The 22,966-nt window shown below is 60.3% G+C and carries 21 protein-coding genes; 12 read left to right on the top strand and 9 right to left on the bottom strand.

The window, feature by feature from the left end; translation table 11 throughout:
- Positions 1 to 80 precede the first annotated feature (80 nt).
- Positions 81 to 899, bottom strand: coding sequence for a posphoenolpyruvate synthetase regulatory kinase/phosphorylase PpsR (gene ppsR / locus TX23_RS03630; RefSeq protein ID WP_003193298.1), 819 nt, complete (start codon positions 897 to 899; stop codon positions 81 to 83).
- Between the two features lie 178 nt (positions 900 to 1,077).
- Between ppsR and ppsA the strand changes: the two genes are divergently transcribed.
- From ppsA to TX23_RS03590, 8 genes are all read left to right on the top strand, one after another.
- On the top strand, positions 1,078 to 3,453 hold the full coding sequence (gene ppsA / locus TX23_RS03625; RefSeq protein WP_003193296.1) for a phosphoenolpyruvate synthase: 2,376 nt from the start codon (positions 1,078 to 1,080) through the stop codon (positions 3,451 to 3,453).
- 106 nt (positions 3,454 to 3,559) lie between these two features.
- Positions 3,560 to 4,549: an alpha/beta fold hydrolase gene (locus tag TX23_RS03620; protein WP_057701040.1), complete on the top strand. Its 990-nt coding sequence runs from the start codon at positions 3,560 to 3,562 to the stop codon at positions 4,547 to 4,549.
- A 229-nt stretch (positions 4,550 to 4,778) separates the two neighbouring features.
- A complete protein-coding gene (rraA, locus tag TX23_RS03615; protein WP_057701039.1) occupies positions 4,779 to 5,270 on the top strand; it encodes a ribonuclease E activity regulator RraA in 492 nt (163 codons plus the stop codon).
- A 15-nt stretch (positions 5,271 to 5,285) separates the two neighbouring features.
- The gene (locus tag TX23_RS03610; RefSeq protein WP_057701038.1) at positions 5,286 to 6,281 is read left to right on the top strand and encodes a zinc transporter ZntB; all 996 of its coding nucleotides are present in this window, start codon (positions 5,286 to 5,288) and stop codon (positions 6,279 to 6,281) included.
- A gap of 86 nt (positions 6,282 to 6,367) precedes the next feature.
- Positions 6,368 to 6,613: a hypothetical protein gene (locus TX23_RS03605; protein ID WP_005790375.1), complete on the top strand. Its 246-nt coding sequence runs from the start codon at positions 6,368 to 6,370 to the stop codon at positions 6,611 to 6,613.
- A gap of 2 nt (positions 6,614 to 6,615) precedes the next feature.
- Positions 6,616 to 7,440, top strand: coding sequence for a mechanosensitive ion channel family protein (locus TX23_RS03600; RefSeq protein WP_003193288.1), 825 nt, complete (start codon positions 6,616 to 6,618; stop codon positions 7,438 to 7,440).
- An 87-nt stretch (positions 7,441 to 7,527) separates the two neighbouring features.
- Complete coding sequence (gene sigX, locus TX23_RS03595) at positions 7,528 to 8,118, top strand: RNA polymerase sigma factor SigX (protein WP_003193286.1); 591 nt, start codon at positions 7,528 to 7,530, stop codon at positions 8,116 to 8,118.
- 107 nt (positions 8,119 to 8,225) lie between these two features.
- Positions 8,226 to 9,206, top strand: coding sequence for an OmpA family protein (locus TX23_RS03590; protein ID WP_057701037.1), 981 nt, complete (start codon positions 8,226 to 8,228; stop codon positions 9,204 to 9,206).
- A gap of 60 nt (positions 9,207 to 9,266) precedes the next feature.
- Here the strand turns inward: TX23_RS03590 and cobA are convergent, their stop codons facing one another.
- From cobA to TX23_RS03550, 8 genes are all read right to left on the bottom strand, one after another.
- Positions 9,267 to 10,010, bottom strand: coding sequence for a uroporphyrinogen-III C-methyltransferase (gene cobA, locus TX23_RS03585; RefSeq protein ID WP_057701036.1), 744 nt, complete (start codon positions 10,008 to 10,010; stop codon positions 9,267 to 9,269).
- Positions 10,011 to 10,020: 10 nt separating this feature from the next.
- Positions 10,021 to 12,729, bottom strand: a complete 2,709-nt coding sequence (locus TX23_RS03580; RefSeq protein WP_057701035.1) for a nitrate reductase — start codon at positions 12,727 to 12,729, stop codon at positions 10,021 to 10,023.
- Entirely contained in the window at positions 12,729 to 13,046 is a 318-nt protein-coding gene (nirD, locus tag TX23_RS03575; protein ID WP_005790365.1) for a nitrite reductase small subunit NirD, read from the bottom strand. The genes TX23_RS03580 and nirD overlap by 1 nt, the downstream gene beginning before the upstream one ends.
- Positions 13,043 to 15,496 (bottom strand): nitrite reductase large subunit NirB, encoded by a 2,454-nt coding sequence (gene nirB / locus TX23_RS03570; RefSeq protein WP_057701034.1) that lies wholly within the window; start codon positions 15,494 to 15,496, stop codon positions 13,043 to 13,045. The genes nirD and nirB overlap by 4 nt, the downstream gene beginning before the upstream one ends.
- 235 nt (positions 15,497 to 15,731) lie before the next feature.
- Positions 15,732 to 17,399: a bifunctional protein-serine/threonine kinase/phosphatase gene (locus TX23_RS03565; protein WP_057701139.1), complete on the bottom strand. Its 1,668-nt coding sequence runs from the start codon at positions 17,397 to 17,399 to the stop codon at positions 15,732 to 15,734.
- Complete coding sequence (locus TX23_RS03560) at positions 17,399 to 18,610, bottom strand: nitrate/nitrite transporter (protein ID WP_057701033.1); 1,212 nt, start codon at positions 18,608 to 18,610, stop codon at positions 17,399 to 17,401. The genes TX23_RS03565 and TX23_RS03560 overlap by 1 nt, the downstream gene beginning before the upstream one ends.
- 146 nt (positions 18,611 to 18,756) lie before the next feature.
- Positions 18,757 to 19,332 carry an ANTAR domain-containing response regulator gene (locus TX23_RS03555; RefSeq protein ID WP_003193274.1) on the bottom strand — a complete coding sequence of 192 codons (576 nt, stop codon included), beginning with the start codon at positions 19,330 to 19,332 and terminating at the stop codon, positions 18,757 to 18,759.
- A 13-nt stretch (positions 19,333 to 19,345) separates the two neighbouring features.
- Positions 19,346 to 20,545 carry a CmpA/NrtA family ABC transporter substrate-binding protein gene (locus tag TX23_RS03550; protein WP_057701032.1) on the bottom strand — a complete coding sequence of 400 codons (1,200 nt, stop codon included), beginning with the start codon at positions 20,543 to 20,545 and terminating at the stop codon, positions 19,346 to 19,348.
- Between the two features lie 247 nt (positions 20,546 to 20,792).
- On the opposite strand from TX23_RS03550, the gene TX23_RS03545 reads away from it, so the two are divergent.
- The 4 genes from TX23_RS03545 to TX23_RS03530 all read left to right on the top strand — a co-directional run bounded on the left by TX23_RS03545 (position 20,793) and on the right by TX23_RS03530 (position 22,938).
- Positions 20,793 to 21,704, top strand: a complete 912-nt coding sequence (locus TX23_RS03545) for a secretin N-terminal domain-containing protein (RefSeq protein ID WP_057701031.1) — start codon at positions 20,793 to 20,795, stop codon at positions 21,702 to 21,704.
- A gap of 15 nt (positions 21,705 to 21,719) precedes the next feature.
- A complete protein-coding gene (locus TX23_RS03540; protein WP_057701030.1) occupies positions 21,720 to 21,935 on the top strand; it encodes a FliM/FliN family flagellar motor switch protein in 216 nt (71 codons plus the stop codon).
- Between the two features lie 165 nt (positions 21,936 to 22,100).
- Entirely contained in the window at positions 22,101 to 22,484 is a 384-nt protein-coding gene (locus tag TX23_RS03535) for a winged helix-turn-helix domain-containing protein (protein ID WP_057701029.1), read from the top strand.
- Positions 22,477 to 22,938: a transglycosylase SLT domain-containing protein gene (locus TX23_RS03530; protein ID WP_057701028.1), complete on the top strand. Its 462-nt coding sequence runs from the start codon at positions 22,477 to 22,479 to the stop codon at positions 22,936 to 22,938. Before TX23_RS03535 ends, TX23_RS03530 begins: the two co-directional genes overlap by 8 nt.
- The last annotated feature ends 28 nt before the right edge of the window (positions 22,939 to 22,966 follow it).

Here is a 22,966-nt window from a genome sequence, read left to right as displayed (position 1 = left end):
CAAGCCAGCTCCCACAGGGGAACGCATTCCAACTGTGGGAGCTGGCTTGCCTGCGATAGCGTCAGATCAGGCGCCAGAGATCACTTGAAGCGCCGCTCCACACCCTTCTCAACCAAAATCTTTGCCGAAATCTCTTCCACCGAAAAATGCGTGGAATTGATGTGCGCAATATTCTCGCGGCGGAACAGATTTTCCACCTCACGCACTTCAAATTCGCACTGGGCATAGCTGGAATAGCGGCTGTTGGGCTTGCGTTCGTTGCGGATGGCGGTCAGCCGGTCCGGGTCGATGGTCAGGCCAAACAGTTTGTGCGAATGCGCCCGCAGGGCGGCGGGCAGCGTCAGGTGCTCCATGTCGTCTTCGGTCAGCGGGTAGTTGGCCGCACGGATACCGAATTGCATCGCCATGTACAGACAGGTCGGGGTCTTGCCGCAACGCGACACGCCCACCAGGATCAGGTCGGCCTTGTCGTAGTAGTGGGTGCGGGCGCCATCATCGTTGTCGAGGGCGAAGTTCACCGCCTCGATACGCTCCATATAGTTGGAGTTATGCCCGATGGAGTGGGACTTTCCGACCGAGTATGAAGAATGTTCACTCAACTCCTGCTCCAGCGGCGCCAGGAAGGTCGAGAAAATGTCGATCATGAAACCATTCGACGTTGCGAGAATCTCACGAATGTCTTGATTGACGATGGTGTCGAAAATGATCGGGCGAAAACCGTCTTTTTCAGCCGCCAGATTGATTTGTTGTACCATGGCCCGCGCTTTATCCACGCTGTCTATATAAGGCCGGGTGAATTTGGCGAAGGTAATGTTTTCGAACTGCGCGAGCAGGCTCTGGCCCAATGTTTCGGCTGTGATGCCGGTGCCGTCGGAAATAAAGAAAGCAGATCGTTTCATTTGAGCCCTGGGCCTTAAGCTGATGGCGAATCTTGGATATGATAGGCGCGATTTTGCCGTCCCGCAGTGGGCCGCATTCTCACTTATTTTCCAGGTCCAGGCCACAAGCGCTGGCGTTAGCTCCTACTGAGCAACCCGCGTCCTGAGCTTTTCCAACACAGAAAGTGGAGAGATCACCTTGGTAGAGTACGTAGTTTCCCTCGATAAGCTCGGCGTCCATGATGTAGAGCATGTGGGGGGCAAGAACGCATCCCTCGGCGAGATGATCAGTAATCTTGCAGGCGCGGGTGTCTCGGTGCCGGGTGGTTTCGCCACCACGGCCCAGGCTTACCGCGACTTCCTTGAGCTGAGCGGCCTCAACGCCCAGATCCACGCCGCGCTGGACGCCCTGGACGTCGATGACGTCAACGCCCTGGCCAAGACCGGCGCCCAGATCCGCCAGTGGATCATGGAAGCCGAGTTCCCCGAGAAGCTCAACGAAGAAATTCGCACCGCCTTCGCCACCCTGTCCGCCGGTAACCCGGACATGGCCGTTGCCGTGCGCTCCTCGGCCACCGCCGAAGACTTGCCGGACGCCTCCTTTGCCGGCCAGCAGGAAACCTTCCTCAACATTCGCGGCGTGGAAAACGTCATCCGCGCGGCCAAGGAAGTATTTGCCTCCCTCTTTAACGACCGTGCGATTTCCTACCGCGTACACCAGGGTTTCGACCACAAGCTGGTGGCCCTGTCTGCCGGCGTGCAGCGCATGGTGCGTTCGGAAACCGGCACTGCCGGCGTGATGTTCACCCTGGACACCGAGTCGGGCTTCCGTGATGTGGTATTCATTACCGGTGCCTACGGCCTGGGCGAAACCGTCGTACAAGGCGCGGTTAACCCCGACGAATTCTACGTACACAAGGGCACCCTCGAAGCGGGCCGCCCGGCCATCCTGCGCCGTAACCTGGGCAGCAAGGCCATCAAGATGATCTACGGCGACGAGGCCAAGGCCGGTCGCTCGGTGAAAACCGTTGAAGTCGACAAGGCCGAGCGCGCGCGTTTCTGCCTGACCGACGCTGAAGTCAGCGAGTTGGCCAAACAAGCGATGATCATCGAAAAGCACTACAAGTGCCCGATGGACATCGAGTGGGCCAAGGACGGTGACGACGGCAAGCTGTACATCGTGCAGGCTCGCCCCGAAACCGTGAAGAGCCGCACTTCAGCCAATGTCATGGAACGCTACCTGCTCAAGGAAACCGGCACCGTGCTGGTGGAAGGCCGTGCCATTGGCCAGCGCATTGGCGCGGGCAAGGTACGGATCATCAAGGACGTGTCCGAGATGGACAAGGTCCAGCCAGGCGACGTACTGGTTTCCGACATGACCGACCCGGACTGGGAGCCGGTGATGAAACGCGCCAGCGCCATCGTCACCAACCGTGGCGGGCGTACCTGCCACGCGGCGATCATTGCCCGTGAACTGGGGATTCCAGCGGTAGTGGGTTGCGGCAACGCCACTCAATTGCTCAAGGATGGCCAGGGCGTGACCGTTTCCTGCGCCGAAGGCGATACCGGTTTCATCTTCGAAGGTGAGCTGGGCTTCGATATCAAGCAAAACTCCATCGATGCCATGCCCGACCTGCCGTTCAAGATCATGATGAACGTCGGCAACCCGGACCGCGCCTTTGATTTCGCGCAGTTGCCGAACGCCGGTGTGGGCCTGGCCCGCCTGGAATTCATCATCAACCGCATGATCGGCGTGCACCCCAAAGCACTGCTGAACTATGACGGCCTGCCGCTGGACATCAAGGAAAGCGTCGACAAGCGCATCGCCGGCTACAACGACCCGGTAGGTTTCTACGTCGAGAAACTGGTCGAAGGCATCAGCACTCTGGCTGCGGCGTTCTACCCGAAAAAGGTTATCGTGCGCCTGTCGGACTTCAAGTCCAATGAATACGCGAACCTGATCGGCGGCAAGCTCTATGAGCCGGAAGAAGAAAACCCGATGCTGGGCTTCCGTGGCGCCTCGCGTTACATCAGCGAAGCCTTCCGTGACTGCTTCGAGCTTGAATGCCGTGCCCTCAAGCGTGTGCGCAACGAGATGGGGCTGACCAACGTCGAGATCATGGTGCCGTTCGTACGGACCCTGGGCGAAGCAAGCCAGGTCGTTGACCTGCTGGCCGAAAACGGCTTGACCCGTGGCGAGAACGGCCTGCGCGTGATCATGATGTGCGAACTGCCGTCCAACGCCATTCTGGCCGAAGAATTCCTGGAGTTCTTCGACGGTTTCTCCATCGGTTCCAACGACCTGACCCAACTGACCCTGGGCCTGGACCGCGATTCCGGGATCATCGCTCACCTGTTCGACGAGCGTAACCCGGCGGTCAAAAAGCTGCTGGCCAATGCCATCCAGGCGTGTAACAAGGCCGGCAAGTACATCGGTATCTGCGGCCAGGGCCCTTCCGACCACCCTGACCTGGCCAAATGGCTGATGGAGCAGGGCATCGAAAGCGTCTCGCTGAACCCCGACTCGGTGCTGGAAACCTGGTTCTTCCTGGCGGAAGGCCAAGCGTCCGCTTAACATCGCGGCGTCAAAAGTGCCGGTCACTCGTGAGGGTGACCGGCATTCTTATCTGTACTGGGCGGGAACTCCTTGCGGACGCCGCCCTTTTTTGTGCAAGAGCATTATGCAAAGCAGCAGCAACCTGTTTCCCGTCGCCTTGATCAGCGCTGAACGTCGTGGCGACCTGAGTGAAGACGTCTACCGGCTCAAGCCCGGTAACAGCCCTGACGGCACCGTCGAACTGGCGGTGACCCGTTTGGGCCTGGCCGATGCCCCTGAAAACCGGGGCAAGCCGATTATTTTGTTGCATGGCAGCTTTTCCAATCGACGTTTCTGGTACTCGCCCAAGGGGGTCGGTCTGGGCGCTTACCTGGCGCGTCGAGGGTTTGATGTGTGGATCCCGGAAATGCGCGGCCATGGGCTGTCCAAACGCAACCATGAGTACGCCAGAAACCGCGTCGCCGATTACGGCCGCTACGATTTGCCAGCCATTGGCTCATTTGTGCGTGAGCAAAGCGGGCAAATTCCGCACTGGATCGGGCACTCCCTCGGTGCCACGACCTTGGCTGCGGCCCTGGGCGGGCAACACCTGGGGGCGCCTGAGGTGGCTTCGGTGGCATTGTTCGGCTGCCAGGTCAGCCGCACCCATTGGCCGTTGAAAATTCCACCGGTGGAGTGGGGGACTCGATTGATCCTCAAGCGCCTTGCCCACGTGTCTGGCCCACGCTTCAAGCGCGGGCCCGAGGATGAGCCGGCGGGCGTGATGATCGAAGCGATGCGCTGGAATGGCCTGTTCGGCCGCTTCGGCGATGCCGAGTGTGACTGGTGGAAGGGCTTGGCGCAGATCGATGTGCCGTTGCTGGCGGTCAGTGCGGCCGGCGATCGGCAAGACCCGGACTGGGCGTGTCGCAAGCTCTTCGAACAGGTCGGCAGCGAGCATCGCCAGTACCTGTGCCTGGGGCGCGAGCAGGGTTTCAGCGAGGATTTCGGGCATGTGCAGATGCTGGTCAGCAAAGCCGCGCAGGCCGAAGTATGGCCATTGGTGGAGCGATGGTTGAACGATCCACTGACACCATTATTCGGGGCTCGGCCCCAGGTAGCCGCAGCGGTCTAAGCAAACGCTCTACCAAGGGCGTTTCACTCTTGAGTGGTTGCGGCTAAGATATGACGCGCTGGGCGCTTCTGGTCATATTCAGTCGCGCAACGTGTATTGCGTTGCGCCGATGCGGATCCGATCATGGCCGCCCCGCACTGGCAGGCAGTTAAAGAATGCCTGTTATGGCGCGTTTTTCTGATGTACACCGTGGATGTTCGATCTCTTCTTTGACGACAGGAGCTTCTCGATGAACCATTACGTGACCCCCGACCTGTGTGACGCCTACCCGGAACTGGTGCAGGTAGTGGAGCCGATGTTCAGTAACTTCGGTGGTCGAGACTCTTTTGGGGGGGAGATCGTCACCATCAAATGCTTCGAAGATAATTCCCTGGTGAAGGAACAGGCCGACCAGCCGGGCGCCGGTAAAGTGTTGGTCGTCGACGGCGGAGGCTCACTGCGCCGCGCATTGCTGGGCGATCTGATCGCCGATAAAGCCGCGAAAAATGGCTGGGAAGGGCTGGTGATCTATGGTTGCGTCCGGGACGTCGACGTTCTCGCCCAGACCGACCTGGGTGTACAGGCGCTGGCCTCCCATCCGATGAAAACCGACAAACGTGGCCTCGGTGATTTGAACGTTGTCGTGACATTCGCGGGTGTGACGTTTCGTCCCGGTGAGTACATCTACGCCGACAACAACGGTGTGATCGTGTCGCCCAGCCCGCTGAAAATGCCTGAATAAACCCAAGGAGTCTGGATGTTCGAGGAAGAGAACGCGCAATGGGGGCTGGTGCATGCCCTGGTGCTGGACGGTAAAGGCGGTGCGCGTTCGATTGCCCGGACTGAGCTCGACGATCTGCAGTTGCAACCCCAGGAAAGCCTGTGGCTGCATTGGGATCGCAGCCATCCCCAGACCCAGACCTGGCTGCGCAAATCCAGCGGCCTGAGCGAATTTGCCTGCGACCTGCTGCTGGAAGAGAACACCCGCCCACGGTTGTTGCCATTGCCCGACGCCGAATTGCTGTTGTTTTTGCGCGGGATCAATCTCAACCCTGGGGCAGAACCGGAGGACATGGTGTCGGTGCGTATTTTCGCCGCCGCCAATCGTGTGATCTCCCTGCGTTTGCGTCCGTTGCGCGCCACCGATGAGCTATTGGTGCAACTGGCGGACGGTAAAGGCCCCAAAACGGCGTCTGAACTCATCCTTTATATGGCCCAGTACCTGACCAATAAAGTGCAGGATCTGGTCACAGGCTTGTCTGAAATCGTCGATTCCGAGGAAGAAAAACTCGATGCCGACGAACGGTATACCCCGGAGCACGGCAGCGTTTTGCAGATCCGTCGGCGTGCGGCCGGGCTCAAGCGTTTTTTGGCACCGCAGCGGGATATTTTTGCCCAGCTCACGCGCATAAAATTGGCATGGTTCTGCGATGACGATGCTGACTATTGGAACGAGTTGCACAACAGTCTGACCCGTTACCTGGAGGAGCTGGAACTGGCCCGAGAGCGCGTGGGGCTTGTACTTGAGGCCGAAGACCGGCGCTTGAGCCTGCGCATGAACCGCACCATGTACCGCTTCGGGATCATCACCGGGATCTTCTTGCCGATGAGTTTTCTCACCGGTTTGCTCGGTATAAATGTGGGGGGCATTCCGTTCTCCGAAAGCCCCTACGGATTCATGATTGCGTGCCTGTTAATGATTTCGGTAGCCCTGGGACAATGGTGGCTATTTCGACGATTACGATGGGTTTGAGCTGAATGTGACCTGAACGTAAGAAAGGGTCGATGTGACCCGATGAATTTTACCCTCGTCTTTTAATTCACTTGCGAGAGGTCTCTATGCACGATCCGTTCGAACAGTCTTTGCGTGACATGCTCAATGCTTCGCCATCCAACCGTGATGACGATGCTTGCCTGGGTCGCGTGTTGAAAACCGCCAACCGTCAGGTGGGTGCGGGTGATCTGTTCGGTCTGCTCGGGCGTTGGTTGCCGGCATTGATGATGGCCCTGAACAACGGTTCGGCCCATGTGTCACCGGTTTCCCGCCGTAAACCTCTTGCTCGCACTGCTGATAAGGCTGATTGAATATGGAACTTGATCTCTGGACCCAGAGCCTGGTCACCGCGATGACCGCATTGTGGACCAAGGTTGCGAATTTCATTCCCAACTTGTTTGGTGCCCTGGTCCTGGTATTGCTGGGCTTTGTCGTGGCCAAGTTGCTCGACACCCTGCTGTCCAAGCTGCTTGCCAAACTTGGGCTGGATCGCCTGATGGCCGGCACTGGCTTGACCAAGTTGCTCGGTCGCGCCGGGCTGCAGGTGCCGATTTCTACCTTGATCGGCAAGATCGTCTACTGGTTTGTTCTACTTATTTTTCTGGTTTCTGCAGCACAGTCCCTTGGACTTGAGCGAGTTTCAGCTACGCTCGACATGCTGGCACTGTATTTGCCGAAGGTATTCGGCGGCGCGCTGGTACTGCTGGTAGGTGTTTTGCTCGCACAATTGGCCAATGGGCTGGTGCGCGGGGCCGCTGAAGGCGTGGGTCTGGACTACGCGGCAGGCCTGGGGCGAATCGCACAGGGGCTGGTGATCATCATCAGTATTTCCGTCGCGATCAGCCAGTTGGAGGTCAAAACTGACCTGCTCAACCACGTTATTGTGATTGTTTTGATTACCGTTGGTCTGGCCGTTGCACTGGCCATGGGCTTGGGAAGCCGGGAAATTGCCGGTCAGATTCTTGCGGGAATCTATGTGCGTGAGCTATATCAGGTTGGGCAACAAGTGCGTGTGGGCGAGGTTGAAGGGCAAATCGAGGAGATCGGCACAGTCAAGACGACAGTGCTGACCGATGACGGGGAACTGGTTTCGCTGTCCAACCGGATTCTCCTGGAGCAGCAGGTCAGTAGCCGCTAATCCGGCAAACCCTGCTAATGTACGCCGCCGCAAACCCGGGTGACCGGGTTGCAACGGACATTGACCTGACTGCCGGCACGACTTGTTTTGAATAAAGCCCAAACGCTGTCCACGCGCTATGACCCCCGTGAGCTCTCTGATGAGGAGTTGGTCGCGCGCTCGCACACGGAGCTGTTTCACGTAACACGCGCGTACGAAGAATTGATGCGCAGGTATCAACGCACTCTGTTCAACGTTTGTTCAAGGTATTTGGGGAACGATAGAGACGCGGACGATGTCTGTCAGGAAGTGATGCTCAAGGTGCTATATGGCCTGAAGAACTTCGAGGGCAAATCGAAGTTCAAGACGTGGCTGTACAGCATCACGTACAACGAGTGCATCACGCAGTATCGGAAGGAACGGCGAAAGCGTCGCTTGATGGACGCTTTGAGTCTGGACCCCCTTGAGGAGGCGTCTGAAGAAAAGGCGCCGGCACCCGAGGAGAAGGGCGGACTTGATCGCTGGCTGGTGCATGTGAACCCGATTGACCGGGAAATTCTGGTGCTTCGCTTTGTCGCAGAGCTGGAATTCCAGGAAATCGCTGACATCATGCATATGGGCTTGAGTGCTACAAAAATGCGGTACAAACGTGCTCTTGATAAATTACGTGAGAAATTTGCGGGCGAGACTGAAACTTAGTGCGTAGCAAATATCTCTTACGTGTAGGCAAGTTCTGTTAGACTTGTCGCCGAGTTGTCCCCCGGTTTGTGGGACTGCTTTACAATCACCAGATGGGGATTTAACGGATGAAACTGAAAAACACCTTGGGCTTGGCCATTGGTTCTCTTATTGCCGCTACTTCTTTCGGCGTTCTGGCACAAGGCCAAGGCGCAGTTGAAGGCGAGCTGTTCTACAAGAAGCAGTACAACGATAGCGTTAAGCACATCGAAGACGGCTTCAACCCAGGCGCTCGCATTGGTTACTTCCTGACCGACGATCTGTCGTTGAATCTGTCGTACGACAAGACCAACCACACCCGTTCGAACGACGGCACTGGCAACCAGAAGATCAAAGGTGACACTGGCAGCCTCGTTGCTCAGTACCACTTCGGTCAGGCTGGCGTTGATAGCCTGCGTCCATACGTTGAAGGCGGTTTCGGCCACCAGAGCCGTGGCAACGTGCGCGCTGACGGCCACACCGGTCGCGATCAGACCACTTTCGCTACCATCGGTACCGGCGTGAAGTACTACTTCACCAACAACCTGTACGCTCGTGCTGGTGTTGAAGCTGACTACGGTCTGGACAACGGCAAGTGGGACTACTCCGCACTGGTCGGCCTGGGCGTGAACTTCGGCGGTAACGCTGGCGCAGCAGCTCCAGCTCCTACCCCAGCACCAGCTCCAGAGCCAGTTCCAGAGCCAGAAGCTCCGGTTGCTCAGGTTGTTCGTGTTGAGCTGGACGTTAAGTTCGACTTCGACAAGTCGGTTGTTAAGCCTAACAGCTACGGCGACGTGAAAAACCTGGCCGACTTCATGGCTCAGTACCCAGCTACCAACGTAGAAGTTGCTGGTCACACTGACTCCGTAGGTCCAGACGCTTACAACCAGAAGCTGTCCCAGCGTCGTGCTGACGCTGTTAAGCAAGTCCTGGTTAAAGACGGCGTTGCTCCTAGCCGTGTAACTGCTGTTGGTTACGGCGAATCCCGCCCAGTTGCTGACAACGCAACTGAAGCTGGTCGCGCTGTTAACCGTCGCGTAGAAGCGTCGGTTGAAGCTACCGCTCAGTAATTACTGAGTAGTAAAGAAAAGCCCGGCTCAGGCCGGGCTTTTTTTCGCCTGCGATTTGCCTCAGGCGCTTGCCGCAGCGGCGATGCTAGCCATCTGTGCGGCGCCGGCAACCTGGCCAATCACCAGGATGGCCGGGCTCTTCAGCGCAAAGGTTTTTGCCGCTTCATGCATGGCCGCAAGCGAGCTGCGGCATTCCCGTTGCTGGGGCAATGAAGCGTTTTCGATCATTGCCACCGGCATATCCGCAGCCATGCCGCCGTTGAGCAGCTGTTCGCGGATTTCTTCCAGCTTCGCCACACCCATATACACCACCAGCGTGGTCCCACCCTCCGCCAGCGCACGCCAGTTCAGGCTGCTGTCATCCTGGGTATGCGCGGTGACCAAGGTCACTCCACGGCTCACGCCACGCAAGGTCAACGGGATATCGCACTGGGTTGCTCCGGCCAGCCCTGAGGTGATGCCATTGACCAATTCCACCTCGACTCCACGCGCGCGCAGCCAGGTTGCCTCCTCGCCACCGCGGCCAAAAATACACGGGTCACCGCCTTTAAGGCGTACCACGCACTTGCCCTGGCGTGCATAACGCAACATCAGGCGGTGAATAAAATCCTGTGGGGTAGAGCGGCAGCCGCCGCGCTTGCCGACGGTAATCACCCGGGCACTGGCGCAGTGTTCCAGTACTGCCGGGTTGACCAGGTCATCAATCAACACGACGTCCGCTGCCTGCAGAGCCCGGACCGCTTTCAGGGTCAGCAACTCCGGATCACCGGGCCCAGCGCCTACCAGCCACACTTTTGCGCTCATGTTGTTCCCCTTACACACTGATGGCGATTGGCTGCGGGTTGCTGGCCAAAAGACGTTTGATTTCCGGCACGCAGGAGCCGCATTGAGTGCCGCAGCCCAGTTGCTGTTTGAGTCCATCCAGATCCAGGCCACGTTCAACGCCCGCACACACCGCGCTTTCGCTGACGTTCTTGCAGTTGCACACAATCTTGTTGCTGGCGGTTGCGCCACCGGGTGGTGCGCTTAAAGGCGCCAACAGCCAGCGCCGCAGTTGCTCGTCGGCCCGACCTTCCAGCCACAGGCTTTGCAACCAGTGGCGGGCCAGGGTTTCGCCGGCCAGGCGCAGGGCGGTGATGCGGCCTTTCTCGATTTTCACGCGCTTGCCGATTGAGCGGCGCGGATCGTCGTAGGCCATGACCGGGCCGTCGTTCAGGCCCAGCAATTGGTCAATCCGAGTCAACAATTGCAGGTCCGGCGCTGCGGTATGGGCTGCCCGTACCAGCAGCGCAGGGCGTTCGCGCCCAGCCAGGCTCAAGCTGACGTAGGCAAACTCCTCACACAGCGGGCGCAGGGCTTGGAAGTGTTGCTGTACATCGCCCTCGATCAGCGCGAACAACTGCCACGGCAGTTGCACGGCTTCCAGGCGCACGCCGCTGTGCTTGAGTTCAGGCTGTTTGGACAGCGGGTCAAACGCCGGCTGGGTGATCACATTGACGCCGCCCTTGAGAAAGCGGTCGCCCCAGTGCATCGGCAGAAATGCCTGGCCGGGACGTACGCTGTCATCGCTGCTGACGGCGACGATCACACTGCCGCGACGGCTTTTCAGGCTGATCAGGTCACCCTCCTGAAAGCGATGACGGCGAAGCTCATCCGGGTGCAGGCTCAACAGCGCTTCACTGACATGCCCGAACAACTGCGCGGCGGTGCCGGTGCGGCTCATACCGTGCCATTGGTCACGCAGGCGCCCTGTGATCAAGGTCAGGGGGAAGCGTGCGTCACGTTGTTCCTTGGCCGCACGGTATGGGTCGGCCACAAATCGCGCGCGGCCATTGTCGGTGGGGAAGATGCCGTCGGTATACAAGCGCGCTGTGCCCGCCTGTGCGCCTGCAGGAAACGGCCATTGCTGCGGGCCGAGTTGGTCAAGCAGGCCATGGCTGATACCGGACAAGTCGAGGTCCCGCCCTTGAGTGAGCCCCTTGAACTCGTCAAACAGCTGCGCCGGCTGCGAAAAGGCGAACAGGCTGGGCAACCCTGGCCGCAGGCGACGCTCCAGGCGCTGTGCGAAATCTACTGTAATTGCCCAGTCCGCTCGCGCCTCTCCCGGTGGGTTGATGGCGCGGCGTACGTGGGAAATGCGCCGCTCGGAGTTGGTGACCGTGCCGTCTTTTTCGCCCCAACTGGCGGCGGGCAGCAGCAGGTCGGCATAAGCGGCGGTTTCGGTGGTGCGAAAAGCCTCCTGCAACACCACGAACGGGCACATCGCCAAGGCCGCACGCACGGCGTTCTGGTCGGGCAAGGATTGCGCAGGGTTGGTGCAGGCGATCCACAGCGCCTTGATCTTTCCGGCCTGCACCTGTTCAAACAGTTCGATCGCGGTAAGCCCGGTGGGCGCAGGCAGTTGTTCCACCCCCCAATAGGCGGCCACTTCAGCACGGTGTTCCGGGTTGGACGCCTCGCGGTGGCCCGGCAGCAAGTTGGACAGGCTGCCGGTTTCGCGGCCGCCCATGGCGTTCGGTTGCCCGGTCAGGGAAAACGGCCCGCACCCCGGCCTGCCAATGGTGCCCGTGGCCAGGTGCAGGTTGATCAGCGCGCTGTTTTTTGCACTGCCGGCAGTGGATTGGTTGAGGCCCATGCACCACAGCGACAAAAAGCTGCTGGAGGTGCCGACCCACTGCGCGCACAGGCGCAATTGTTCGACGCTGATGCCGCACAACTGAGTGACCATCTGCGGCGTGTAGTCATGCACCAGGCGCTTGAGCTCGGCCAGGCCATCGGTGTGGGCCTGGATGAAGGCACGATCAATCCAGTCTTCCCACAGCAGCACATGCAAAATTCCATGAAACAACGCCACATCCGTCCCCGGCAAGATTGCCAGATGCAGGTCAGCCAGATCGCAGGTGTCTGTACGCCGGGGATCAATCACCAGTACTTTCATCTGCGGGCGCTGGGCCTTGGCCTGCTCCAGACGTCGGAACAATACCGGGTGGGCGTAGGCCATATTGCTGCCGACGATCATCACGCAGCCGCTGTTTTCCAGGTCTTCATAACTGCACGGCGGCGCGTCGGCGCCCAGGCTGCGTTTGTAGCCGACCACCGCCGATGACATGCACAGCCGAGAATTGCTGTCGATATTGTTGGTGCCCACCAGCGCCCGGGCCAGCTTGTTGAAGCTGTAGTAATCCTCGGTCAACAGTTGCCCCGAGATATAGAACGCCACGCTGTCCGGGCCGTGCTCGGCGATGGTCTCGGCGAACACATTGGCGGCGTGATCCAGGGCGGTATCCCAGTCGGTGCGGGCACGGGCCAAACCCTTGCCCAGGCGCAATTGCGGATACAGGGCGCGGGCGCTCACGTCGCCGGTGAGGTGCAGGCTGGCGCCTTTGCTGCACAATTTGCCGAAGTTGGCCGGGTGGCTTGGGTCGCCTTGCACCCCCAGGATCTGCTCGCCGTCATGCTCGATCAGCACGCCGCAGCCCACGCCGCAATAACAGCAGGTGGACGCGGTGGTCTGGCGGTTCATCAACCCGCATCCCGCAGGGCCAGCATCACCCGGCCGTTTTCAACCCGGGCCTGATGATGATGGGCGCAGCCGATATCCGGGGCCTGGGCTTCGCCGGACGCCAGGTCGATCTGCCAGTTGTGCAGCGGGCAGGCGACGCGCTTGCCGTAGATCAAGCCTTGGGACAGCGGGCCGCCCTTGTGCGGGCAACGGTCATCGAGGGCGAAGACTTCGTCGTCACTGGTACGAAAGATCGCGATGTCACCTTTGGGCCCGCTGATGATGCGCGAGCCCAGGGTGTTGATTTCATCGAGGGCGCAGATATCCAGCCAGTTCATAGCGACACCTCCAGTTGTTTGACCGGGATCACGTCGAATTCCTTTTTCAGCAGCGGCTGTTCCAGACGTTCCTTCCACGGGTCCTGTTCGAACGACAGGGAGAACTGCAAACGCTCATTGAGCGCCTGGCGGCGGGCCGGGTCTTCCAGCACAGCCTTCTTGATGTGCTCCATACCGACCCGTTGCAGGTAGTGCACCGTGCGTTCCAGATAAAAAGCTTCTTCGCGATAGAGCTGCAGAAACGCGCCGTTGTATTCGCGTACTTCCTCGGCGGTCTTGAGCTTGACGAAGAACTCCGCGACTTCGGTCTTGATACCGCCGTTACCGCCGATATACATCTCCCAACCGGAGTCGACGCCGATGATTCCCACGTCCTTGATGCCGGCTTCGGAGCAGTTGCGTGGGCAGCCGGACACCGCCAGCTTGACCTTGTGCGGCGACCACATATTGAACAGGTCGTGCTCCAGCTCGATACCCAGTTGCGTCGAGTTCTGCGTACCAAACCGGCAGAACTCGCTGCCCACGCAGGTTTTCACGGTGCGAATGGATTTGCCGTAGGCATGGCCGGACGGCATATCCAGGTCCTTCCATACTCCTGGCAAGTCCTGCTTCTTGATGCCGAGCAAGTCAATGCGCTGGCCGCCGGTGACCTTGACCATCGGCACGTTGTATTTGTCGGCCACATCGGCGATGCGGCGCAGCTCCGAAGGGTTGGTCACACCGCCCCACATCCGTGGGACTACAGAGTAGGTGCCGTCTTTCTGAATATTGGCGTGGGCCCGTTCGTTGATCAGTCGCGATTGCGGGTCGTCCTTGGCCTCGCCCGGCCAGGTCGAAATCAGGTAATAGTTGAGCGCGGGGCGGCAGGTGGCGCAGCCATTGGGGGTACGCCAGTTCAGGTAGCGCATGGTGCTGTCGATAGTCAGCAGGTGCTGCTCGCGGATAGCCTGGCGGATCTGCCCATGATTGAGGTCGCTGCACCCGCAGATGGCTTTTTCGCTTTTGGGTTTGACGTCCGCCGCGCCTCCCACGGTGTTGATCAGGATCTGCTCAACCAGCCCGGCACAGGAACCGCAGGAACTGGCGGCCTTGGTGTGTTTTTTCACCTCATCGACACTGAACAACCCTTGTTCCTGGATCGCCTTGACGATCGTGCCCTTGCACACGCCATTGCAGCCGCAGACTTCGGCGCTGTCGGCCATGCTCATGGCTTTGTCCTGGCCCTGGTGGCCGACATCGCCGAGTGCATTTTCACCGAACATCAGGTGATCGCGGATTTCACCGATGGCGTGGTTCTCACGGATCTGGCGGAAGTACCAGCCGCCATCGGCGGTATCGCCGTACAGGCAGGCGCCGACCAGGATGTCGTCCTTGATCACCAGCTTTTTGTATACGCCGCCGATCGGGTCGGACAAGGTGATGGTTTCGGTGCCTTCACCGCCCATAAAATCGCCGGCAGAAAAGAGGTCGATGCCGGTGACCTTCAGCTTGGTCGAGGTCACCGAGCCTTTATAGGTGGCAAACCCCAGTTGAGCCAGGTGGTTGGCGCAGACCTTGGCCTGCTCGAACAACGGCGCTACCAGGCCATAGGCGATCCCGCGATGGCTGGCGCATTCGCCGATCGCGTAGATGCGCGGGTCGTAGGTTTGCATCGTGTCATTGACCAGAATCCCACGGTTGCAGGGGATGCCGGACTTTTCCGCCAGTTCGGTGTTGGGGCGGATACCGGCAGCCATCACCACCAGGTCGGCGGGGATGATGTCGCCATTCTTGAACTGCACCGAGCCGACGCGGCCATTGCCGGCATCGTGCAGGGCCTGGGTCTGCTCGCACAGGCGGAACACCAGGCCGCGGCTCTCCAGTTCGGTTTGCAGCAATTGGCCGCTGGTCTTGTCCAGTTGGCGCTCCAGCAGCCACTCACCGATGTGCACCACCGTCACGTGCATGCCACGCAGCATCAGGCCGTTGGCCGCCTCCAGGCCGAGCAGGCCGCCACCGATCACCACCGCGTGCTTGTGGGTCTTGGCGGTGTCGATCATCGCCTGGGTGTCGGCAATGTCGCGGTAACCAATCACGCCCTGCAAGGTGTTGCCGGGAATCGGCAGGATAAACGGCGTGGAGCCGGTGGCGATCAGCAGGCGGTCGTACTCGGCCTCAGTGCCGTCTTCGGCGATGACTTTGCGCTTGACCCGGTCGATCTGCACCACCTTGCGGTTGAGCAGCAGCTTGACGTTGTTGTTCAAGTACCAATCCAGGTCGTTGAGCACGATCTCTTCGAAGGTTTGCTCACCGGCCAATACCGGCGACAGCAGGATGCGGTTGTAGTTGGTGTGAGGCTCGGCGCCGAACACGGTGATGTCGTACAGCTCGTTGCTCAGCTTGAGCAGTTCTTCAAGGGTGCGAACCCCGGCCATGCCGTTGCCGATCATCACCAGTTTGAGTTTTTTCATGTCGTTCTCCGCAATGGCTCGACAAATCATGCGCAAACAAAAAAAGGCGTCCCCGCTAGTCAGCTAGCGAGGACGCCTTTGTCCTGGTCCCGTTCTCTCGGGAAGCTCGACCCTTCGACGTTGAAGGGGCGGCTATATGTGGGTTGTTGGGAAGACCTGATGCAGCAGCTGTGCCAAGTTGCTTATCCCCAGGTTTATTGGGCGTTTAAAGGGGGACGCGGAACACTTTTGCCCGTTAGTGGTGCAGCAGCCAGTACAGCAGCACCAGATTGATCAACAGTGAGGCCGCTGCCAGGGTTTGCCAGACCTTCAACGGCTCGCGCTCCAGCAGTGGCCGTGGCCGCACGCTCAATTCGCGGCGGTCGGCCTGTTCCAGTACCAGCAACCATTCTTCGGCAGTTTCATAGCGGTGTGCGGGCAGGGCGGCTACGGCGCGCTCCAGGCTGTGGGGCAACCAATCCGGCAGGTCAGGGCGATAGCGGCTGGCGCTGACAGGCTGGTTAAAACGCGGGCGTTGGAAGGCTTCAATCTCGCCGTAGGGGTAATGCCCGGTCAGCAGGTAATACAGGGTCACACCGACGCTATACAAATCCTGTTGCGCAGTAGGATCCTCGCCACCGAAAGCTTCGGGCGCGATGAAACTCGGGGTGCCGGGCAGTAAGTGAGCACGGTCTTCAGAGAGGCCAGGGCAATAGGCCAGGCCAAAGTCCAACACGCGCAGTTCACCGTCATCGCCCAGCAGCAGGTTTTCCGGCTTGATGTCGCGGTGCAGAATCTGCCGACGATGCAGCAGGCCCACGGCGCGCAGCAAGCGTTCGGCGATCGACTGCCATTGCGCCAACGGCAGCGGGCCTTGCTGTTGAAACAGCTGGGCCAGGGTCTGCCCGGGGTATTCGCGCATCACGTAGTACAGATGCTGACGAGCACTGCCGGCATGTACTTCCGGGAAGGCACGGCCGGCGACGCGGCGTAAAAACCATTCTTCTGATAACAGGGCTTGGCCCGCATCGGTATCGTCGTGACGCAAGGGCAAGGTCTTGAGCAGCCAGGGTTGCCGCTGCGCATCGTGCACGCGGTACAGCAACGACTGCCGACTCTGCGCCAGCACGCTTTGCACCTCCCAGCCCTCAAAAACTTGCCCAACCTTCAGCGGCGGCGGCAGGGGCCATTGCTGCAACTGCACCAGAGCGTCGCCGAGTGTGGCGGCGCCGAGTTGGTCGATGCGCACCAGCAAGGCGCTGGCGTTGTCCTGGCTACCTGCCAGGTGGGCGGCGCTGACCAGCGTGTTGACGGCCACGTCGAGGTCGTCTTGCTCACGCAGGATGGCGCCGATGCTCTGGTCGCCCAACGTGGCCCACACCCCGTCGCTGAGCAAAAGGAAACATTCGCCCTCGCGCATTTGGCCGTCGAGAAAATCCAGCACCAGGTGCTGATCCAGGCCGAGGGCGCGCTTGAGTACGTGCTGCATACCCGGCTGTTCCCACACATGGTCTTCGCTGAGGCGTTGCAACTCGCCGTCGAACCAGCGATACGCGCGGCAATCACCGACATGGGCCAGCGTGAAACGTTGACCACGAAACACCAGGGCACTGAGTGTGGTGAGTAACGGTTGCCCACCTCCGTTGGCTTGCAACCAGCGATTTTGCGCGACTAACAGACGTTCGAGCGCCTGGGCTACGCCCCAGGTTTGCGGCGTGGCGTAGTAGTCCAGCGCCAGCGCCTGCAAGGTCGAGCGCGCGGCCAGGCCACCGTCGGCGCATTGGCTGACGCCATCGGCCAGCGCGCACAGGTAGCCTTTGCTCGCCGCCAGTTCCGCCACGGGCGTGACCACCCGCAGCGCATCCTGGTTTTCGCTGCGCGGGCCAATGGCGCTGGCCTGGGCGACGCTCAGTCGAAGGCTCATCACACGCGGGCAGCGGTGACCGCAGCCGAGCCCCAGGTAGTTCTCCAACGGCGCTTGACGCCATGCAGGCCAAACCAGGCCAGCACACCGAGGCTGGCGAACAACCACAGGGCCAACTGATAACTGCCGGTACTCTGTTTGATCGCGCCCATGCCGGCGGCGAGGGCGAAGCCGCCGATACCACCGGCCATGCCGATCAAGCCGGTCATCACGCCGATTTCACTGCGAAAACGCTGCGGCACCAATTGGAATACCGCGCCATTTCCGGCACCCAGGCCGAGCATGGTGCAGACAAAAAGCGCCAGCGCCGCGTAGGAACTGGGCAGGTTGAACCCCACTGCCGCGATACAGATCACCGCCACGCTGTACATGCCCAGCAAGGTTTTGATCCCACCGAAACGGTCGGCGAGGGCGCCGCCCAATGGGCGCATCAGGCTGCCGCCGAACACGCAGGCCGCGGTGTAATAGCCGGCGGTCACCGGGCTCAGGCCGTACTGGTCGTTGAAGTAGCCGGGCAGGGCGCTGGCCAGGCCGATGAAGCCACCGAAGGTCACGCTGTAGAAAAACATGAACCACCAACTGTCGCGATCGCCCAGGGCCTTGAAGTAGTCGGCCATGGATTTGGCTTTCGGACGCTGCGGCGCGTTGCGTGCGAGCCAAGCGAATACGATCAGGGTAAGGATCAGCGGGATCAGCGCAAAGCCGAACACATTGCTCCAGCCGAACGCCGCCGCCAGCACCGGTGCCAGCAACGCGGCAAACACAGTGCCGGAGTTGCCGGCCCCGGCGATGCCCATGGCCTTGCCCTGATGCTCCGCGGGATACCACTGCGATGCCAGGGGCAGGGCCACGGCAAAGGACGCACCGGCCATGCCCAGGAACACACCCAGCAGCAAGGCTTGCTCGTAACTGTGGATCCCCAGCTTCCAGGCGCAGAACAGTGCCACGATCACAATCACTTGGCCTATCAGCCCGGCGGTTTTGGGTGACAGCTTGTCGGCCAACATGCCCATTAGAAAACGCAGCACTGCACCCGCCAGGATCGGCGTGGCCACCACCAGGCCGCGCTGTTGAGTGGTCAGGTGCAGGTCGGCAGCAATCTGCACCGCCAGCGGGCCCAACAGGTACCAGACCATGAAACTCAGGTCGAAATACAGGAACGCGGCAAACAGGGTCGGGGTGTGCCCGGATTTCCAGAAGCTTGATTTCATCACGCACCTCAACGGTTGGGGGTCTAAAACGAAAAAACGCCGCCACCGGGTTCGCGAGGGCAAACCGGGTGGGCGACGTCTTTGTCGTGGAGGGGGCAACCGCCGTTGGCTACCTGTGAGGATTCTTTAGCAAGAGCTGAGCCAGATCAGCCGAGCAATTCGCTCATGGCAATAATCTGCTCTGCCACCTGGATCAGTTTCTGCTGGCGACTCATGGCCTGGCGGCGCATCAGGGTGTAAGCCTCTTCCTCATTACAGCTCTTCATTTTCATCAGCAGGCCCTTGGCCAACTCGATGCGTTTGCGTTCGGCCAGTTGCTGGTCGCGGGCGTGCAACTGCGCGCGCAGGGCCTGGTCACTCTCGAAGCGGGCCATGGCCACATCGAGGATTGGTTGCAGGCGTTGGGCCTGAATGCCTTCAACGATGTAGGCACTGACGCCGGATTTGATCGCCTGACGCATCACATTCGGGTCATGTTCATCGGTAAACATCACGATAGGCCGGGGCTGGTCGCGGCTGACCAGCACCACTTGCTCCATCACATCGCGGCCGGGTGACTCGGTATCGATCAGGATTACGTCCGGGCGCACTGTTTCGACGCGTGCGGGCAGGTCGATGGTCAGGCCCGATTCATCGATCACCTCGAAACCGGCTTCGGTCAGCGCGGCTTTGAGGCGCCCGACCTTGCGCGGGGTGTCATTGATCAACAGGATTCGTAGCATCATTGAGCTCCTGTCAGCGCAGCGCTTGACGGTGGTTGTCATCGGCCAGGGCATTGAGGCGGAAGCTGCGGGCGTAACCGGCGGGGTCGGAGCCGTCCCATATTTTGCCGTCGATCAGTTGGCTGCTGCGCATCGGCGAGTCGCCAACGCTGAGGCCCAGCGCACCGGCGGCCTGGCGATACAGCGCCAATTGCTGAACCTGGCAGGCGACGCCGAGGTAGTCAGGGTCTTCACGCAACAAGCCCCAACGCCGGAACTGGGTCATGAACCACATGCCGTCGCTGAGGTAGGGCACATTCACCTCACCACCGGCGAAAAAGCGCAGTGCATGGGGATCCTGCCACTGGTTACCCAAGCCGTCGTCGTAGTAACCCATCAGGCGCGGCTCGATGCAGTCCAACGGGGCGTCGAGGTAGTCGCGGGCGCTGAGCAACTGCGCGGTGGAGCGGCGGTTTTCAGTGCTCTGTTCGATAAACCGGCTGGCCTCAAGGATCGCCATGACCAATATACGCGCGGTATTGGGGTACGCGTCGACGAACGCCTGGGTGCAGCCCAGGACCTTTTCCGGGTGATTGGGCCAGATCGCCTGGGTGGTCGCCAGGGTAAAACCTTGATGCTGTTGCACCGCGCTGGCGCTCCAGGGCTCGCCGACACAAAAACCGTCGATGCGTCCGGCCTGCAGGTGGGCCACCATTTGCGGCGGCGGCACCACCACGCTGTTCACATCCTGCAATGGATGAATGCCTTGGCTCGCCAGCCAGTAATACAGCCACATGGCGTGGGTACCCGTGGGGAACGTTTGGGCGAAGGTCAGTTTTGTCCGGCTTTGGTGCACGTGGCGTTCCAGCGCCTCAGGAGTGACCACGCCCTGCTGTTGCAGACCGTGGGACAGGTTAAGGCTCTGGCCGTTCTGGTTGAGGCCCATCAGGACGGCCATGTCGGTAGGTGCAACGCCGCCGATGCCAAGGTGCACGGCATAGATCAGCCCGTACAGGCCGTGTGCGGCGTCCAGCTCGCCGCTGACCAGCTTGTCGCGCAGGTTGGCCCAGGATGATTGGCGCTTGAGATTCAATGTGAGGCCGTAGGGCTGGGCAAAGCCCTGGGTGGCAGCGACCACCAGCGAAGCGCAATCGGTCAGGGCCATGAACCCCAGGTCAAGGCTGCTCTTTTCCGGGGCATCGCTGCCGTTTACCCAAGCCAGCGGATCGTTCATCGGTACCTGCCTTTTCTGAAAAAAAGGCGTCGTTTCCCTGTTTGGCATGACGGGCCATTGCAGGGTAACGACGCCTTTGTCCGTAGGCCCGCGCCGCCTTTGGTGCGAGCCTGATACGAAGTGCGAAGCAAGGCACATGCCACGGGTGGCGTGGTGCAGTCTGCCGTCAACTTTCGATCATGATTGAAGCTCCAGTGCCTCGCAGTATGGCCGCTTCTTCAAGCCACACCGCCCAGGTATGCCCACGGTGCACACTGACTCCCCGAAACCCATGAACTGCCGCTGGCTGCACTGCGGGCTACTGTGTGCCGCCCTGTTGCTGGGCAGCCGCGTAGCCTGGGGCCAGGCGTACCTGGCACAGGATGAAGGCCTGCATACTTTCTTTACCGCGCTGTCGGGGCCATTGGGCCTGCCTGTGGTCACCAGCGGTGCGGTGGCGCGCAGGCGCATCAGCGGAACCTTCGACTTCGCCGCGCCGCAGCGGGTTTTGGGATCCCTCGCTGAGCAGGAAGATTTGATCTGGCACCGCAGCGGGCAAGTGGTGCATCTCTACACCGCCGATGAGGGGCGTAGCTCTGCGGTCGTGCTGCGGCATATCTCGGTCAATCGGCTGCGCGGCATCATGCGGCGTGCCGGGCTGGATGAGCCGCGCTACCCATTGCGGGAGAGTGGGGCGCGTACCTTCTACGTCGACGGGCCACCGAGCTATGTCGATCATGTCTTGCGGCTGGCCAAACTGATGGACCAGCCACGCCGCAAGCGGGCCGAAGACGCGACGGCATTCGGGGTTGTTCAGGTGATGAATGCCGCCGTGGAGGATCGCCAGCAAGGAGCGGGTGCCCATAAGGTCCGCGTCCCGGGTATGGCTTCGATGATTCAGGCCCGGCTATCCCGTGAGCAGAAAGGCCAATTGGCCGACGGCAGCCTGGTGCTGGTGGCTTATTCGGATACCAACAGCGTGTTGATCAAGGGCCAACCAGCCCAGGTGAGCCTTATCGAAAAACTGGTGGCAGAGCTGGATATGGCCGCGGCGCAGAATGCCGTTTTGTCAGGCCCTGACCCCTTACCGCCACCGGCCGAACCGGCGCAGTTGACCGCAGCACAACATGAGCGTGTGCAACGTGCCTTCCTGCGCACGGATCGTGAGTTTTCCCCATGAAAAAGGCGTTTGTCCATGCACCTGGAAATATTGCTGCAGGAGCAACTGATCAGCCGCAAGCGGTTGGCTGCGTTCGCACCGGGGAAGGTGCTGCCCCTGGATCCAGGGGCGACTCGCTGTGTGGAGGTACGGGTCAATGGGCAACTGATGGCGTTGGGTGAGCTGGTGCAACTGGAGGATCGGCTGGGCGTTGAGTTGCAGGAGACGTATCAGGAATGGCTACCCAAATAGGTACGTCAGGAGAATTATCTGACCGAAAGCGGCCCAAAAAAGGCGATCGAATGGGCTTTGTCCTAGCGCGAGCCGTCGGCCGGTTTTTTATAGTCGTGAGATTGGCAGGTGAGCCGGTACGGAAAGTAAGGATTTGAATGTCGGTAGTCCAAAGCAGAGGTGCGTATGGCCGTCGCGATTGATGAATCGACGACCTCCCTGGTCTTCGCTCGCTGGACCTTGCATGGCGATGGCCGGTTGACGGGGGGCGATGCGGATATTCAGTTGCCGCCCAAGGAGTGGCATGTGCTGCGATTGCTGCTGGCCTCCGGTGGCACGCTGATGACCAAGGATCGCCTGCTGGAGCTGGCCTGGCCCCGGGGAGAGGTGGCCGATGAGTCACTGACGCGCTGTATCTATTCCCTGCGCAAACATTTGAGGGCCGACAAAGGGTTTATCAAGACGATTTACGGCAAGGGCTATCGCTTTACGTGCCCGGTGCGGGTGGGGCAACCACCGCAAGGCGTCGTGCATGTGTGCTCTGTGTGTGGTCAGGCCAGCAATGTTTAAGGTGTGGAGCAGGGTACTGCTGCTCAGTGGACTGATGGTCAGTCACCAGGCCTTGGCTTATTGCTGGGAAGAGGTGGCCGGTCGGTACGGTCTCGAACCGGAGTTGTTGCAGGCTATCGCGGCTGTCGAGTCAGGTTACCGCACGCAGGCGATCAACCACACCAACCGCAATGGCACGCGTGATATAGGTTTGATGCAGATCAACAGCATCCACCTGCCGCGTTTGCTCAAGCAGGGCATTACCGAGGAGCGGTTGTTGAGCGAACCTTGTCTGTCGGTGGAAGTCGGGGCTTCGATTCTGGCCGAATTTATTCAGCGTTTTGGCTACAACTGGACGGCGGTGGGCTCCTACAATGTCGGGCCTGGGCCCGGCCCGCAGCGTGAGGCGTTGCGCCAGCGCTACGCCGAAAGGATCTGGGTGCGTTATGAGGCGTTGATTGCGCAGCGCCGATGAGCTCAGCACGCCTCGCATGAGGCCCGCC

Origin of the sequence: Pseudomonas paralactis (genome assembly GCF_001439735.1) — a bacterium.
Classification (GTDB): Bacteria; Pseudomonadota; Gammaproteobacteria; order Pseudomonadales; family Pseudomonadaceae; genus Aquipseudomonas; species Aquipseudomonas paralactis.
This window is presented reverse-complemented; position numbering and strand designations above follow the sequence as displayed.